At 71.1% G+C, this 12,838-nt stretch carries 13 protein-coding genes, 1 tRNA gene and 1 pseudogene; 4 read left to right on the forward strand and 11 right to left on the reverse strand.

The window, feature by feature from the left end:
• Positions 1–355: 355 nt before the first annotated feature.
• Positions 356–2,719 (forward strand): transglycosylase domain-containing protein, encoded by a 2,364-nt coding sequence (locus C7M71_RS10040; RefSeq protein WP_111492526.1) that lies wholly within the window; start codon positions 356–358, stop codon positions 2,717–2,719.
• Between the two features lie 76 nt (positions 2,720–2,795).
• Here C7M71_RS10040 and C7M71_RS10045 read toward each other — a convergent pair whose 3' ends face one another.
• Both C7M71_RS10045 and C7M71_RS10050 read right to left on the reverse strand, forming a co-directional pair.
• The gene (locus C7M71_RS10045; protein ID WP_229759096.1) at positions 2,796–3,098 is read right to left on the reverse strand and encodes a GroES family chaperonin; all 303 of its coding nucleotides are present in this window, start codon (positions 3,096–3,098) and stop codon (positions 2,796–2,798) included.
• A 141-nt stretch (positions 3,099–3,239) separates the two neighbouring features.
• Complete coding sequence (locus C7M71_RS10050) at positions 3,240–3,599, reverse strand: DUF3618 domain-containing protein (protein ID WP_229758645.1); 360 nt, start codon at positions 3,597–3,599, stop codon at positions 3,240–3,242.
• A gap of 136 nt (positions 3,600–3,735) precedes the next feature.
• On the opposite strand from C7M71_RS10050, the gene bcp reads away from it, so the two are divergent.
• Positions 3,736–4,203, forward strand: a complete 468-nt coding sequence (gene bcp / locus C7M71_RS10055) for a thioredoxin-dependent thiol peroxidase (protein ID WP_111492528.1) — start codon at positions 3,736–3,738, stop codon at positions 4,201–4,203.
• Positions 4,204–4,428: 225 nt separating this feature from the next.
• Positions 4,429–4,513: transfer RNA gene (locus C7M71_RS10060), tRNA-Leu, on the forward strand.
• A 74-nt stretch (positions 4,514–4,587) separates the two neighbouring features.
• On the opposite strand, the gene rdgB is transcribed toward C7M71_RS10060, so the two are convergent.
• The 4 genes and pseudogenes from rdgB to C7M71_RS10080 all read right to left on the reverse strand — a co-directional run.
• The gene (rdgB, locus tag C7M71_RS10065; RefSeq protein WP_111492529.1) at positions 4,588–5,196 is read right to left on the reverse strand and encodes an RdgB/HAM1 family non-canonical purine NTP pyrophosphatase; all 609 of its coding nucleotides are present in this window, start codon (positions 5,194–5,196) and stop codon (positions 4,588–4,590) included.
• A gap of 52 nt (positions 5,197–5,248) precedes the next feature.
• Positions 5,249–5,623, reverse strand: a complete 375-nt coding sequence (locus C7M71_RS10070) for a hypothetical protein (protein ID WP_111492530.1) — start codon at positions 5,621–5,623, stop codon at positions 5,249–5,251.
• A 120-nt stretch (positions 5,624–5,743) separates the two neighbouring features.
• On the reverse strand, positions 5,744–6,469 hold the full coding sequence (gene rph, locus C7M71_RS10075) for a ribonuclease PH (protein ID WP_111492531.1): 726 nt from the start codon (positions 6,467–6,469) through the stop codon (positions 5,744–5,746).
• A gap of 50 nt (positions 6,470–6,519) precedes the next feature.
• Positions 6,520–6,756 (reverse strand): annotated as a pseudogene (locus tag C7M71_RS10080) (glucose PTS transporter subunit EIIB); the annotation flags it as partial.
• A gap of 229 nt (positions 6,757–6,985) precedes the next feature.
• Between C7M71_RS10080 and C7M71_RS10085 the strand changes: the two are divergent.
• Positions 6,986–8,140, forward strand: a complete 1,155-nt coding sequence (locus C7M71_RS10085) for a PTS transporter subunit EIIC (RefSeq protein WP_111492533.1) — start codon at positions 6,986–6,988, stop codon at positions 8,138–8,140.
• Positions 8,141–8,163: 23 nt separating this feature from the next.
• Here the strand turns inward: C7M71_RS10085 and C7M71_RS10090 are convergent, their stop codons facing one another.
• The 5 genes from C7M71_RS10090 to C7M71_RS10110 all read right to left on the reverse strand — a co-directional run bounded on the left by C7M71_RS10090 (position 8,164) and on the right by C7M71_RS10110 (position 12,734).
• On the reverse strand, positions 8,164–8,910 hold the full coding sequence (locus C7M71_RS10090) for an MBL fold metallo-hydrolase (RefSeq protein WP_111492534.1): 747 nt from the start codon (positions 8,908–8,910) through the stop codon (positions 8,164–8,166).
• A 319-nt stretch (positions 8,911–9,229) separates the two neighbouring features.
• Entirely contained in the window at positions 9,230–10,198 is a 969-nt protein-coding gene (locus tag C7M71_RS10095; protein ID WP_111493097.1) for a PLP-dependent cysteine synthase family protein, read from the reverse strand.
• Positions 10,198–10,476 carry a MoaD/ThiS family protein gene (locus C7M71_RS10100; RefSeq protein WP_111493096.1) on the reverse strand — a complete coding sequence of 93 codons (279 nt, stop codon included), beginning with the start codon at positions 10,474–10,476 and terminating at the stop codon, positions 10,198–10,200. Before C7M71_RS10100 ends, C7M71_RS10095 begins: the two co-directional genes overlap by 1 nt.
• A gap of 380 nt (positions 10,477–10,856) precedes the next feature.
• Positions 10,857–11,288: a Mov34/MPN/PAD-1 family protein gene (locus C7M71_RS10105; RefSeq protein WP_111493095.1), complete on the reverse strand. Its 432-nt coding sequence runs from the start codon at positions 11,286–11,288 to the stop codon at positions 10,857–10,859.
• A 30-nt stretch (positions 11,289–11,318) separates the two neighbouring features.
• Entirely contained in the window at positions 11,319–12,734 is a 1,416-nt protein-coding gene (locus tag C7M71_RS10110; protein ID WP_111493094.1) for an amino acid permease, read from the reverse strand.
• Between the last annotated feature and the right edge of the window lie 104 nt (positions 12,735–12,838).

Below are 12,838 nucleotides of genomic sequence, written 5' to 3' on the forward strand. Positions count from 1 at the left end.
CGGGATGGACCGACCGCGTCCGGGCACGCCGAATCGGCCCCGTCCCGGAGCCCCCCGGGGGTCCGGGGGCTGGGGCGGAGCCTGCACAGGGCTCGGTATGCGGTTGTACTCCGCAGCGTAGCGACGCCGGTCACGCTCGGCATCCATGTTTCGGGCATCCATATTCCGTACGGCGACCGCGAATCAAGTGACTCGCCTCACAGACACCGTCACAGGATCGCCACAAACTGGGCCGGAGGCGTGCCGTCAGGGCAATCGGTACCGATGATGCGAAAGTGTGGCTGGCAGCGGCGAACGTTTCCGGCGGCCACGCACGCCAGGACATGACAGCCAACAGGAGCCACGAGCAGGAGCCATGAGCGAGGAGACAAAGAGCGCCGCCCGACGTGCCCGCAAGCGGGCCGCCCGAGCGGCGCGCAGGGCCAGGCGCACGGGCTGGAGGCGCCTGCTGCCGACCTGGCGGATGCTCCTCGGCTCGTTCTTCATGCTGGTGCTGATCGGCGCCGGGGCGTTCATCTTCCTGTACCTGACCGTGCCGGTGCCCAACCCCAACACGCAGGCCGTCGCCCAGAGCAACATCTACTACTACTCCGACGGCAAGACCGAGTTGGGCCGTACCGGCGAGGTCAACAGGGAGTCCATCCCGCTCGCCCAGATCCCGTTGGACACCCAGCACGCCGTGGTCTCCGCCGAGGACCGCTCCTTCTACAAGAACAAGGGCGTCGATGTGAAGGGCTCCCTGCGGGCCGTTCTCAACACCGTCACCGGCAAGGGCACCCAGGGCGGCTCCACCATCACCCAGCAGTACGTCAAGAACTACTACCTGACGCAGGAGCAGACCGTCTCCCGCAAGGTCAAGGAGATCTTCATCGCGCTCAAGGTCGACCAGACCGAGAGCAAGTCGGAGATCCTCGACGGCTACCTCAACACCAGCTACTTCGGCCGCAACGCCTACGGCATCCAGGCTGCCGCCCACGCCTACTACGGCAGGGACGCCTCCAGGCTCACCACCGAGCAGGGCGCCTACCTCGCCGCGCTGCTCCAGGCGCCCAGCCAGTACGACGTCAGGAACGCCACCCCCGCCAACCGCCAGGCCGCCATCGCCCGCTGGAACTACGTCCTGGACGGCATGGTCACCGAGGGCTGGCTCACCCCGGCGCGGCGCGCGGCGATGACGTTCCCCCAGCCGATCGAGCCCGGGCCCACCCAGGGCGTCGGCGGGCAGGCCGGCTATCTGATCGAGATCGCCAAGGACTACCTGCTCAAGAACAAGATCATCGACGAGGCCACCCTCCAGGCCGGCGGCTGGAAGATCACCACCACCTTCGACAAGGCGAAGCAGGACGCCTTTGTCACCGCCGTGAAGACCGAACTCACCGACGAGCTCAACCCCAGGAGCCGACCCGGGACGGACACCGACGTCCGGGTCGCCGGCGCCTCCGTCGACCCCACCACCGGCAGGATCGTCGCGGTCTACGGCGGCCCCGACTACGCCACCCAGCCGTTCAACGACGCCATCCGCCAGGACAACGCCATCGGCTCCACCTTCAAGACCTTCGACCTGGCCGCAGGGCTGGAAGGCGACCACACCACCCAGGACGGCCGCCGCATCACCACCCAGACCAGCTACGACGGCACCAGCCGCCGCGCGGTCGTCGGCGGCCCCGGCCACTATGCGCCGCCCAACGAGGACGACGTCGACTACGGCACCATCTCGCTGCGCTACGCCATGATGAAGTCGGTCAACTCGGTGTACGCCCAGGAGGCCGTCGACGCGGGCCTGCAGAACGTCCGGGACACCGCCGTGGCCCTCGGCATCCCCTCAGGGGTCGACGGCATGGACCCGTCGAACAACTCCATGGCCCTGGGCACCGCGACCCCCAGCGCCCTGGACATGGCCGGCGCCTACGCCACCCTCGCCAACCACGGCAAGCGGATCGCCCCATGGGCCGTACAGAAGCTGGAACGCGACGGCACCAGCACCGACCTGCCGTCCCACACCAGCAGCGAGGCCATCAGCCGGGGCACCGCCGACGCCGTCACCTCCGTCCTCCAGGACGTGGTCAGCGCGCGCGGCACCGGCTACGCCGCCCTCGCCCTTGACCGTCCCGCCGCCGGCAAGACCGGCACCACCGACTCCAACCTGTCGGCCTGGTTCGCCGGCTACACCCCCCAGCTGGCCACCGCCGTCGGCATCTTCCGCGAGGACGCCAAGACCCACGCCAAGCTGTCGCTCAACGGCACGGCCGGTCTCGCCCGGATCAACGGCGGCGCCTTCCCCACCGAGATCTGGACGGCCTATATGAAGGGCGCCCTCAAGGGCACCCCGGTCGCCGACTTCGAACTCGCCCCCAGCAACGGCAACAGCGGCCCGCCGGTGGTCGCGTCCAGCCCGGCCCCGAACCCCAGCGGCAGCAGCAGCGCCGGTCCCAGCCCGAGCAGCACCCCCAGCCGCCCCGGCGGGTCCCCGTCCCAGCCGCCGTCGCCGGGATCCGAGAGCCCCGCCGGCAGCCCGCCGCCCTCCTCACCGTCCACGGACGGCGGTCTGATCGGCGACCTCGGCGGCGACATCCCCGGCACCGGCTCCACGCCCGGGGGCGGCGGAGGGACCGGGGGTGCCGGGGGGACCGGCGACGGCGGTACGGGCTCCGACACCGGCTCCGCCCCGGGCGCCGGCGTCGGCGACTCCCCCGGATCCCACCCCATCACCCCCCAGTGAGCCTCCGGCCGGGCAGCGCAGGCCGGTCCGCTCCCGAAGGCAGCGGGCAGGGGGCGAGCGGGCAGCGGGAGAGCGGTCAGAGGTAGAGGCCCGTGCTGCCCCCGGCGTCACCGACCCGCTCGGACGCCACCGCGTGGATGTCCCGCTCCCGCAGCAGCACATAGAGGGTGCCGCGCACCTCGACCTCGGCCCGGTCCTCCGGGTCGAACAGCACCCGGTCGCCCGGCTCGATGGAGCGCACATTCTGCCCCACCGCGACCGCCTCCGCCCAGGAGCACCGCTTGGACAGCTCCGCCGTCGCCGGGATCAGGATGCCGCCGGTCGAGCGGCGCTCCCCCTCCCCTCCCTCGGTGCGCACCAGCACCCGGTCGTGCAGCATCCGGATCGGCAGCTTCTCGCCGAGGTTGTCGTTCCGCTTGGTCTCACTCACACCCCCGAAAATACCTTCCCCCGGCCCCGCCCGGACACGCGAGGGCCGGACCGGGTGCATCACCCGGTCCGGCCCTCCTCGCAAGGCGCGCTACTTACGGCGGCGCAGCGCCACCACGGCCACCACCGCGACCGCGGCGACCGCCGCCACGGGCACGATCCGCTCCATGCGCGGGTTGCCCTTGGCGTCCACGAACTGCGCCCGTACCTGCTCCATGCCCCGGTTGGCCGCCACATAGGCCCGGCCCGCCGTGCGGTCCACGGCTGCCGCCGCCTTCGCCTTGGCCTGCGCCGCCACCGTGGACGGGTGCACCCGCACCGCGATCTCGTCCAGGGTCGCCGCCAGCTGCTTCCGGGTCGCGGCGATGGACGCCTCGATCTCGGCAGTGGTGCGCCCGACCGGGTCGCCGCCGCTCCTGCCCCGCGTGCCGACCTCGCCCAAGAGGGCCACCTCACTCACCCATGCCGTTTGCGTTCGATGGTGGACAGTCTGTCAGGCGCGCTGCCGCCGTGCGCAGCGGCACCCCGCCCTCGGAGTACCTTTCCTGGTAGCACGGCCGCATCCCACCCCGAGGAGAGAATTCCCCGTGAGCGAGCGACTCCAGCCCGGCGACCCCGCCCCGGCCTTCACCCTGTCCGACGCCGATGGCAAGCAGGTCTCCCTCGCCGACCACCTGGGCCGCAAGGTGATCGTCTACTTCTACCCGGCCGCGCTCACCCCCGGGTGCACCAAGCAGGCGTGCGACTTCACCGACAACCTGGACCTGCTGGCCGGGGCCGGGTACGACGTGATCGGGATCTCCCCGGACAAGCCGGAGAAGCTCGGGAAGTTCCGCGAGAAGGAGAGCCTGCGGGTCACCCTGCTGGCCGACCCGGAGAAGGCGGTGCTGACCGCGTACGGCGCCTTCGGCGAGAAGACCATGTACGGCAGGACGGTCACCGGGGTCATCCGCTCCACCGTGGTGGTGGACGAGGAGGGCAGGGTCGAGCGGGCCCTGTACAACGTCAGGGCCACCGGGCACGTCGCCAAGCTGATCAAGGACCTCGGCGTCTGATCCGGCGTCAACCGGGCAGCCAGCGATGGCGGCCGGCCCCCCGACAGGACCTGCCGCCACCGCCGTCACTCACCCCGGGCCCGCATCGGCAGGGTCCGGGGTCGCTCCTGAATTGACGGCGACTCTACAAAGGTCTGGACCAGTTGGGCAAGAGGTCTGTACCACCGGAGAATCCCGCCGCCGCGCCCCGAGCCGATGGGGAGCCAGTACGATGGGCGGCGGCGAGCGGCCGTGGCGGAGTTGGCAGACGCGCTGGGTTTAGGTCCCAGTGGGGTTCATCCCCGCGAGGGTTCGAGTCCCTCCGGCCGTACGTACGCAGAGCCCGAAGGCCGCCCCGGACGATGTCCGGGGCGGCCTTCGGTCCGTCCGGGGCCGGGCAGTCACCTAGCCCAGCAGCTGCTTGACGATCGGGACCAGGGCGCGGAACGCCTTGCCCCGGTGGCTGATGGCGTTCTTCTCCGCCGGGGTGAGTTCGGCGCAGGTACGGGTCTCGCCGTGCGGCTGGAGGATCGGGTCGTAGCCGAAGCCGCCGGTGCCGGCCGGGGCGGTGCGGAGGGTGCCGTCAAGGGTCCCCTCGACCACCTGCTCGGTCCCGTCGGGGAGGGCGAGGGCGGCGGCGCAGGCGAAGTGGGCGCCGCGGTGGGGGGCGTCGATGTCGCCGAGCTGGGCGAGCAGCAGGTCCAGGTTGGCCTGGTCGTCGCCGTGCCTGCCGGACCAGCGGGCGGAGAAGATGCCGGGGGCGCCGCCGAGGACGTCCACGCAGAGGCCGGAGTCGTCGGCGACGGCGGGCAGACCGGTGGCCTGGGCCAGCGCATGGGCTTTGAGCAGGGCGTTCTCGGCGAAGGTCACACCGGTCTCGGGCACGTCGGGGATGTGCGGGTAGGCGTCGGCGCCGACCAGTTCGACGTCGAGTCCGGCCTCGGTGAGGATGGCGAGGAGCTCGGCGACCTTGTGCCGGTTGCGGGTGGCGAGGACGAGGCGCTGGGTGGTCATGGCAACCGATTATCCCGGCTCGCACCGGACCGGTTCGTACGGCCCCCGGTGGTCACCCGGTGCAGACGGTGCTGAGCCGACCGGCCGCGCTGACCAGCGGGGCGAGGTCGGGGGTGGACCCGGCGTCGGCGGACCGCCGGAGGGCGTCGGCCTGGTCGCGCAGGTCCTGGACGGCCTTGCCCACGTCGGCGTTGCCGGTCTGCTTGCCGAGCCGGTCGAGATCCCGGCCGAGGGTGCCGAGGGCGGTGTCGACGGCCCCGGGGTCGTCGTCGGCGTGGAGCGCGGCGCTCTGCACCTTCTGGACGTCGCTGGTGATCTGAACGGCGAGCTTGCCGCAGTCCCATGCCTTCTCTGCGGCCGAGCAGCCGAGCGAGAGCGGGAGGGAGGCGAGCAGGGCGGCTGCGGCCAGGGCGGCGGTGCGGCGCATCGGACGGTCTCCATACGGGGCTCGGTGGCGCTGTCGGGTCGTCCTTGCGGGTGACGCTGCCACGGTGCCCGCCGGTTCCGGGTGGGAGTCGGCGGGCACCTGTGCCGAGTCGGAGAGCCGTCAGGCGTCGAGGGCCTTGCGCTGGATCTCGTCCAGTTCGGCGCAGCCGAGGGAGCCGAGGTCGAGCAGCTGGTCGAGGAGGGCGCGGTCGAAGGGGGCGCCCTCGGCGGTGCCCTGGACCTCGATGAAGCGGCCGTCGCCGGTGCAGACGATGTTCATGTCGGTCTCGGCGCGGACGTCCTCCTCGTAGCAGAGGTCGAGCATCGGGGTGCCGTCGATGATGCCGACGCTGACCGCGCTGACGGTGCCGGTGATGGGTCGGCCCTTGGCGCGGAGGATCTTCTTCTCGCGGGCCCAGCCGACCGCGTCGACCAGGGCGACATAGGCGCCGGTGATGGCGGCGGTGCGGGTGCCGCCGTCGGCCTGGAGGACGTCGCAGTCCAGGACGATGGTGTTCTCGGCGAGCGCGCGGTGGTCGATGACGGCGCGCAGCGAGCGGCCGATGAGGCGGCTGATCTCATGGGTGCGGCCGCCGATCCGGCCGCGCACGGATTCGCGGTCGCCACGGGTGTTGGTGGCGCGGGGGAGCATGGAGTATTCGGCGGTGACCCAGCCTTCGCCGCTGCCCTTGCGCCAGCGCGGTACGCCTTCGGTGACGCTGGCGGTGCACAGCACGCGGGTGTCGCCGAAGGAGACGAGCACGGAGCCTTCGGCGTGCATGCTCCAGCCCCTCTCGATGGTGATGGGGCGGAGCTGGTCGGGGGTGCGGCCGTCGATGCGTGACATAGCGGACGAGCCTAGTCGAGGGGGCCCGTCCTGGGTCACACGGTCACCGGTCACATCATGTCTTCGATCTCGGCGGCGAGGGGATCGGCGTCGGTGCCGACCACGACCTGGATGGCGTTGCCCATCTTGACCACGCCATGGGCTCCGGCGGCCTTCAGCGCGGCCTCGTCGACCAGGGAGGCGTTGTTGACCTCGGCCCGCAGGCGGGTGATGCAGCCTTCGACCTCTTCGATGTTCTCGATGCCGCCGAGACCGGCGACGATCTTCTCAGCCTTGGTGGCCATCTGCTTCTCCTGCGTGTGCGGGCGCCCGGTGGAGGGCCTCTCCGGCTGGTCTACACCAGTTCGGGGCGGGAGCCAAACGTGAGCGGATCGACGTCATTTATGCAGCAGGGTATCGATTTGGCAGCGCTTCCGGCCTGCGTGTTTACCGGGGGTTCCTGGGGTGCGCGAGGCCGTGCTAGAACCGGGGCTGGACCTACATTGGTGTAGACCATTTACCCGTGAGGAAGCGCCCATGTTCCAGGGGTTGCAGAAGATCGGCCGCAGTCTCCAACTGCCCATCGCGGTACTGCCCGCCGCGGGCATCCTGCTCCGGCTCGGCAAGGACGACGTCTTCGGCGTCCAGGGCCTGCACTGGGTCAAGGTCGCCGACGTCTTCGAGACCGCAGGCGGGGCGATCTTCGACAATCTGCCGCTGCTCTTCTGCGTGGGCATCGCCATCGGGTTCGCCAGGAAGGCCGACGGCTCCACCGCGCTGGCCTCGCTGGTCGGCTACCTGGTCTACCACAACGTCCTCACGGTTTTCCCCGACGGCCAGGGCAAGCCGCAGGACCCAGGGGTGCTGGGCGGCATCGTGGTGGGGCTGCTGAGCGCGGTGCTCTGGCAGCGCTACCACCGCAGGAAGCTGGTGGAGTGGCTGGGGTTCTTCAACGGCCGCCGGCTGGTGCCGATCGTGATGGCCTTCGCCGGCACCCTGCTGGGGGTGCTCTTCGGCCTGCTGTGGGGCCCGATCGGCTCCGGGCTGGACCGCGCCAGCGGCTGGGTGATCGGCCTGGGCGCCTCCGGTGCCGGAGTCTTCGGCCTGGTCAACCGGGTGCTGCTGCCGTTCGGCATGCACCAGTTCGTCAACACCTTCTTCTGGCAGCAGGTCGGCACGTACCACGGCATCCACGGCGACCAGAACCGCTTCTTCGCGGGCGACCCGACCGCCGGGCAGTTCATGGGCGGCTTCTTCCCGATCATGATGTTCGGCCTGCCCGCCGCCGCGCTCGCCATCGCGCACTGCGCCCGCCCGGAGCGCCGCGCTGCGGTCACCGGCATGATGTTCTCGCTGGCGCTCACCTCGTTCATGACCGGCATCACCGAGCCGATCGAGTTCGCCTTCCTCTTCATCGCCCCGGTGCTGTACGGCATCCATGCCGTGCTGACCGCGCTCTCGCTGGCGGTGACCTGGCTGCTGGGCGTGCACCACGGCTTCACCTTCTCCGCCGGGGCCATCGACTATGTGCTCAACTGGCACTACGCCAGCAGACCCTGGCTGATCATCCCCATCGGGTTGGTCTTCGCCGTGGTCTACTACGTGGTCTTCCGCTTCGCGATCACCAGATTCGACCTTCCGACGCCGGGCCGGGAGCCCGAGGAGGAGGTCGAGGACACCACCCAGGCGTGACGCGGAGGGCGCCGCGGACCCGGTCAGACCCGGTAGACCGCGCCCGCCCGGGCCGCCTCCACCGGGCCGCCGAAGGCCGCGCGGGCGTCGGAGACATTCCGCTCGGTGTCGGTCCACGGCGGGATATGGGTGAGCACCAGGCGCCCGACACCGGCGTCGGCGGCGCACTCGCCGGCCTCCCGGCCGTTGAGGTGCAGGTCGGGGATCTCCTCCTTGCCGTCCGTGAAGGACGCCTCGCAGAGGAAGAGGTCGGCGCCGCGCGCGAGATCGGTCAACTCCGGGCAGCGGCCGGTGTCGCCGGAGTACACCAGCGAACGGCCGCCGTGGACCAGCCGGAAGCCATACGCCTCCACCGGGTGCGCGACCGGTGCGGCGGTGATCCGGAAGGGGCCTAGCTCAAAGGAGCCCGGGGTGAGGGTGCGGAAGTCGAAGACCTCCTTCATGCCCGGCTGCTCGTCCATGTCGTAGGCGCGGGCCAGCCGCTCCGCAGTGCCCTGCGGCCCGTACACCGGCAGCGGGTCGGGGCAGCCGCCGACCCGGTAGTTGCGGGCCACCCAGTAGGCGCACATGTCGATGCAGTGGTCGGCGTGCAGATGGCTGAGCAGCACCGCGTCCACGTCGTAGAGGCCGCAGTACTTCTGGAGGGCGCCCAGCGCTCCATTGCCGAGGTCGATCACGACACGGAAGCCGTCGGCCTCCACCAGGTAGCACGAGCAGGGGGAGTCGGGTGACGGGAAGCTCCCCGAGCACCCCACCACGGTCAGGTCCATGCCGCGCCCCTCCGCACCGGCTCGTACCGGCCGGGCGGGCCGACCGGTCATGCTGCTATCGCGAGTCGAGGTCGAGAGTACGGGCGGGGCGGCACTATGCCCCTGCCCCCGTGCCGCGTTGTGTCCGGAATCACCAGGACGAGCGGACATGGGGGGCGCGCGGGTCATCCCCTCCGCCTGCCCGGTCCTCGGCGGCTCCACTCCCGGGCGCCCGGCGGCAGCGGGTCGGCCGGGCCGCCTACGGGGTCCGGACGTGCGGCGGCCCCGGCGGCGGGTCGCCGCCGGGACCGCCGCCCGTCGCCCGGTACCCCCGTCCGCACTACGCCCAGAGCTGGCCCTGGAGGGCTTCCACCGCGTCCTCGGTGGTCTCGGCGGTGTAGATGCCGGTGGAGAGGTACTTCCAGCCGCCGTCGGCGACCACGAAGACGATGTCGGCGCGCTCCCCGGCGCGGGCGGCCTTGCGGCCGACGCCGATGGCGGCGTGCAGGATCGCCCCGGAGGAGATACCGGCGAAGATGCCCTCCTGGCGCAGCAGTTCACGGGTGCGCACCACCGCGTCCTGCGAGCCGACGCTGAACCGGGTGGTCAGGACCTCGGCGTCGTAGAGCTCCGGCACAAAGCCCTCGTCGAGGTTGCGCAGTCCGTAGACCAGGTCGTCGTAGCGGGGCTCGGCGGCGACGATCTGCACACCGGGCACCTTCTCCCGCAGATAGCGGCCCACGCCCATCAGGGTGCCGGTGGTGCCAAGTCCGGCCACGAAGTGGGTGACGGTGGGCAGGTCGGCAAGGATCTCGGGGCCGGTGGTGGCGTAGTGCGCGCCGGCGTTGTCGGGGTTGCCGTACTGGTAGAGCATCACCCAGTCGGGGTGCTCGGCGGCGATCTCCTTGGCGACCCGGACGGCGGTGTTGGAGCCGCCGGCCGCCGGGGAGGGGATGATCTCGGCGCCCCACATGGTGAGCAGTTCGCGGCGCTCGGCGCTGGTGTTCTCCGGCATCACGCAGACCATGCGGTAGCCCTTGAGCTTGGCCGCCATGGCGAGCGAGATGCCGGTGTTGCCACTGGTGGGCTCCAGGATGGTGCAGCCGGGGGTGAGCCGGCCGTCGGCCTCGGCCCGCTCGATCATATGGAGGGCGGGGCGGTCCTTGATGGAGCCGGTGGGGTTGCGGTCCTCCAGCTTGGCCCAGAGCCGCACATCCCCGGACTCGTTGCCGGGGATGGCGGCGGAGATCCTCGGCAGCCCCACCAGCGGGGTGTTGCCGACGGCCTCGATCGGGGAGTCGTAGCGCATCAGCGCGCGCCGCCTGCCACCGCCGGGAGGATGGTGACGCTGTCGCCGTCGGCGATGCCGGTGGAGATGCCGTCCAGGAAGCGGACATCCTCGTCGTTGAGGTAGACATTGACGAACCGGCGCAGCTCGCCGCCGTCGACCAGGCGCTCGCGGAGGCCCGGGTGGCGGGAGTCAAGGTCGGCGAAGAGGGCGTCCAAGGTCGGCCCACTGCCCTCGACGGCCTTCTGCCCGTCGGTGTAGGTGCGGAGGATCGTCGGGATGCGGACCTCGATGGCCATGGCTGCGCTCCTGAGGAGTGGGTGGGCGCCGGTGGGCGCGGGCAGGAAGGGTGGGAACGGGGTCGGCCCCGGTGGCTCGCGGGGGCCCGGTCGGTGACGTGCCGGCGAGGGCCGGGTGGTCAGCCGCGGACGCGGCGACAGACCCCGTCGGCGAGGCGGCACAGGTCGATGTGCAGCCGCGCCACGAGGCGGACGCCCGGGGCCTTGGTGCTCACATCGACGGAACGCATGCGGTCATCGTATCGATTCCCGCCCGCTCCACGGGATGCCCGTCCCAGTGGACGGATGACCGCGTCTCACATCCCGGTACGGCGGCACCACGGAGGCCTGTCGGGGGCCGCCCGTGGTGCCGCCTGGTGGTGGTGCCGCCGCCCGTGGGGTCAGTCCTGGTAGACCTCGACCACCTGGACGTCTTCCTCCGTGACCACGCCGTCCACGATGCGGAACGAGCGGAACTGGAAGGGCCCCTCGCCATTGCCGCACTCCGCCGTGGAGACCAGGACGTAGTGGGCGCCCGGCTCGGAGGCGAGCGAGACGTCGGTGCGCGAGGGGTGGGCCTCGGTGGCGGTGTGGGAGTGGTAGATGACCACGGGTTCCTCGTCCCGGTCGTCCATCTCCCGGTAGAGCTTCAGCAGGTCGGCGGAGTCGAACTCGTAGAAGGTGGGCGAGCGGGCCGCGTTCAGCATGGGGACGAACCGCTCGGGGCGTCCGCTCCCGGCCGGCCCGGCGACGACCCCGCATGCCTCGTCGGGGTGGTCGGCCCGAGCATGGGCCACGATCGCGTCGTGCAGCTCTCGGGTGATGGTCAGCATGCGGCTCAGGATATGCGGCCGCGGTACGGCTCAGACCTGGCCGAGCGCCTTGGTCTGCCGACCGCTGTGGGCGGCGACCGCGTCCGGGTTGCGGCGCCTCAGCACGGCGTACCCGGCGACCAGCAGCAGCGCCCAGCCGGGGAAGACATAGAGCGAGATCCGGGCGTCGGCGTCACAGGCGATCAGTACGGTGACCAAGCCCAGGAAGGCGAGCGCGAACCAGCTGGTCCACGGTGCGCCGGGGGCTCTGAAGCCGGGTGCGGGCAGCCGCCCGGCGAGGTAGGCGGTCCGGTAGCGGAGCTGGCAGACCAGGATCATCGCCCAGGTCCAGATCCCGGCCACGGTGGCGACCGAGGTGATGTACAGGAACGCCTTGGCCGGGGCGGTGTAGTTGAGCAGCACGCCGACGCCCATCAGCAGCGCGGAGGCGGTGATGGCGGCGGCGGGGGTGCGGCGGCCGTTGAGCCGGGTGACGGTGGAGGGCGCCTGGCCTCTGAGGGCGAGGTCGCGCAGCATGCGGCCGGTGGAGTACATGCCGGAGTTGCAGGACGACAGGGCGGCGGTGAGCACCACGAAGTTGACGATGCCGCCTGCCGCCGGGATGCCGATCCTGCTGAAGGCGGCGACGAACGGGGAGACGCCGGGCTGGAACTCGCCCCAGGCCACCAGGGAGAGGATCACCAGCAGCGCGCCGATGTAGAAGATGCCGATCCGCAGCGGCAGGGTGTTGATGGCCCTGGGGAGGGTCTTCTCCGGGTTCTCGCTCTCCCCGGCGGTGACGCCGACCAGTTCCACGCCGAGGTAGGCGAACATCACGATCTGGAGGGTCATCAGGGTGGAGCCGACGCCCTTGGGGAAGAGCCCGCCGTCCGCCCAGAGATGGGTGACCGAGGCGGTGTCCCCGGCCTTGCTGAAGCCCAGGGTGAGGACGCCCACGCCGATCAGGATCATGCCGATGATGGCGGTGACCTTGATCAGCGAGAACCAGAACTCGATCTCACCGAAGAGCTTCACCGAGATCAGGTTGGCGGCGTAGAGCACCACCAGGAAGAGCAGCGCGCTGGCCCACTGGGGCACCGACGGCGCCCAGTAGTGGATGTAGACGGCGGCGGCGGTCACCTCGGCCATGCCGGTGACGACCCACATCAGCCAGTAGGTCCAGCCGGTGACGAACCCGGCGAAGGGGCCCAGGAACTCGCGGGCGTACTCCGCGAAGCTGCCGGAGACCGGGCGGTAGGTGAGCAGTTCGCCGAGGGCGCGCATGATGCAGAAGACCACCGCGCCGGCCACCGCGTAGGAGATCACCAGGCTGGGGCCTGCCTGGTGGATCGCGGTGCCCGCGCCGAGGAAGAGCCCGGTGCCGATGGCACCGCCGATGGCGATCATCTGGATCTGCCGGCTGCCGAGCCCACGTGCGTATCCCTCGTCGAGGTTCTTTCCTGACATGAGGTGATGCGACCTTTCGTCCGCAGCCCGGGGCGGGGGTTCTGGCCCCGGGTGTGATCGTGCAGTCGTACCACCGGGTGCCCGGATACCGGTATCGATCTGAT

The organism is Peterkaempfera bronchialis, assembly GCF_003258605.2.
Classification (GTDB): Bacteria; Actinomycetota; Actinomycetes; order Streptomycetales; family Streptomycetaceae; genus Peterkaempfera; species Peterkaempfera bronchialis.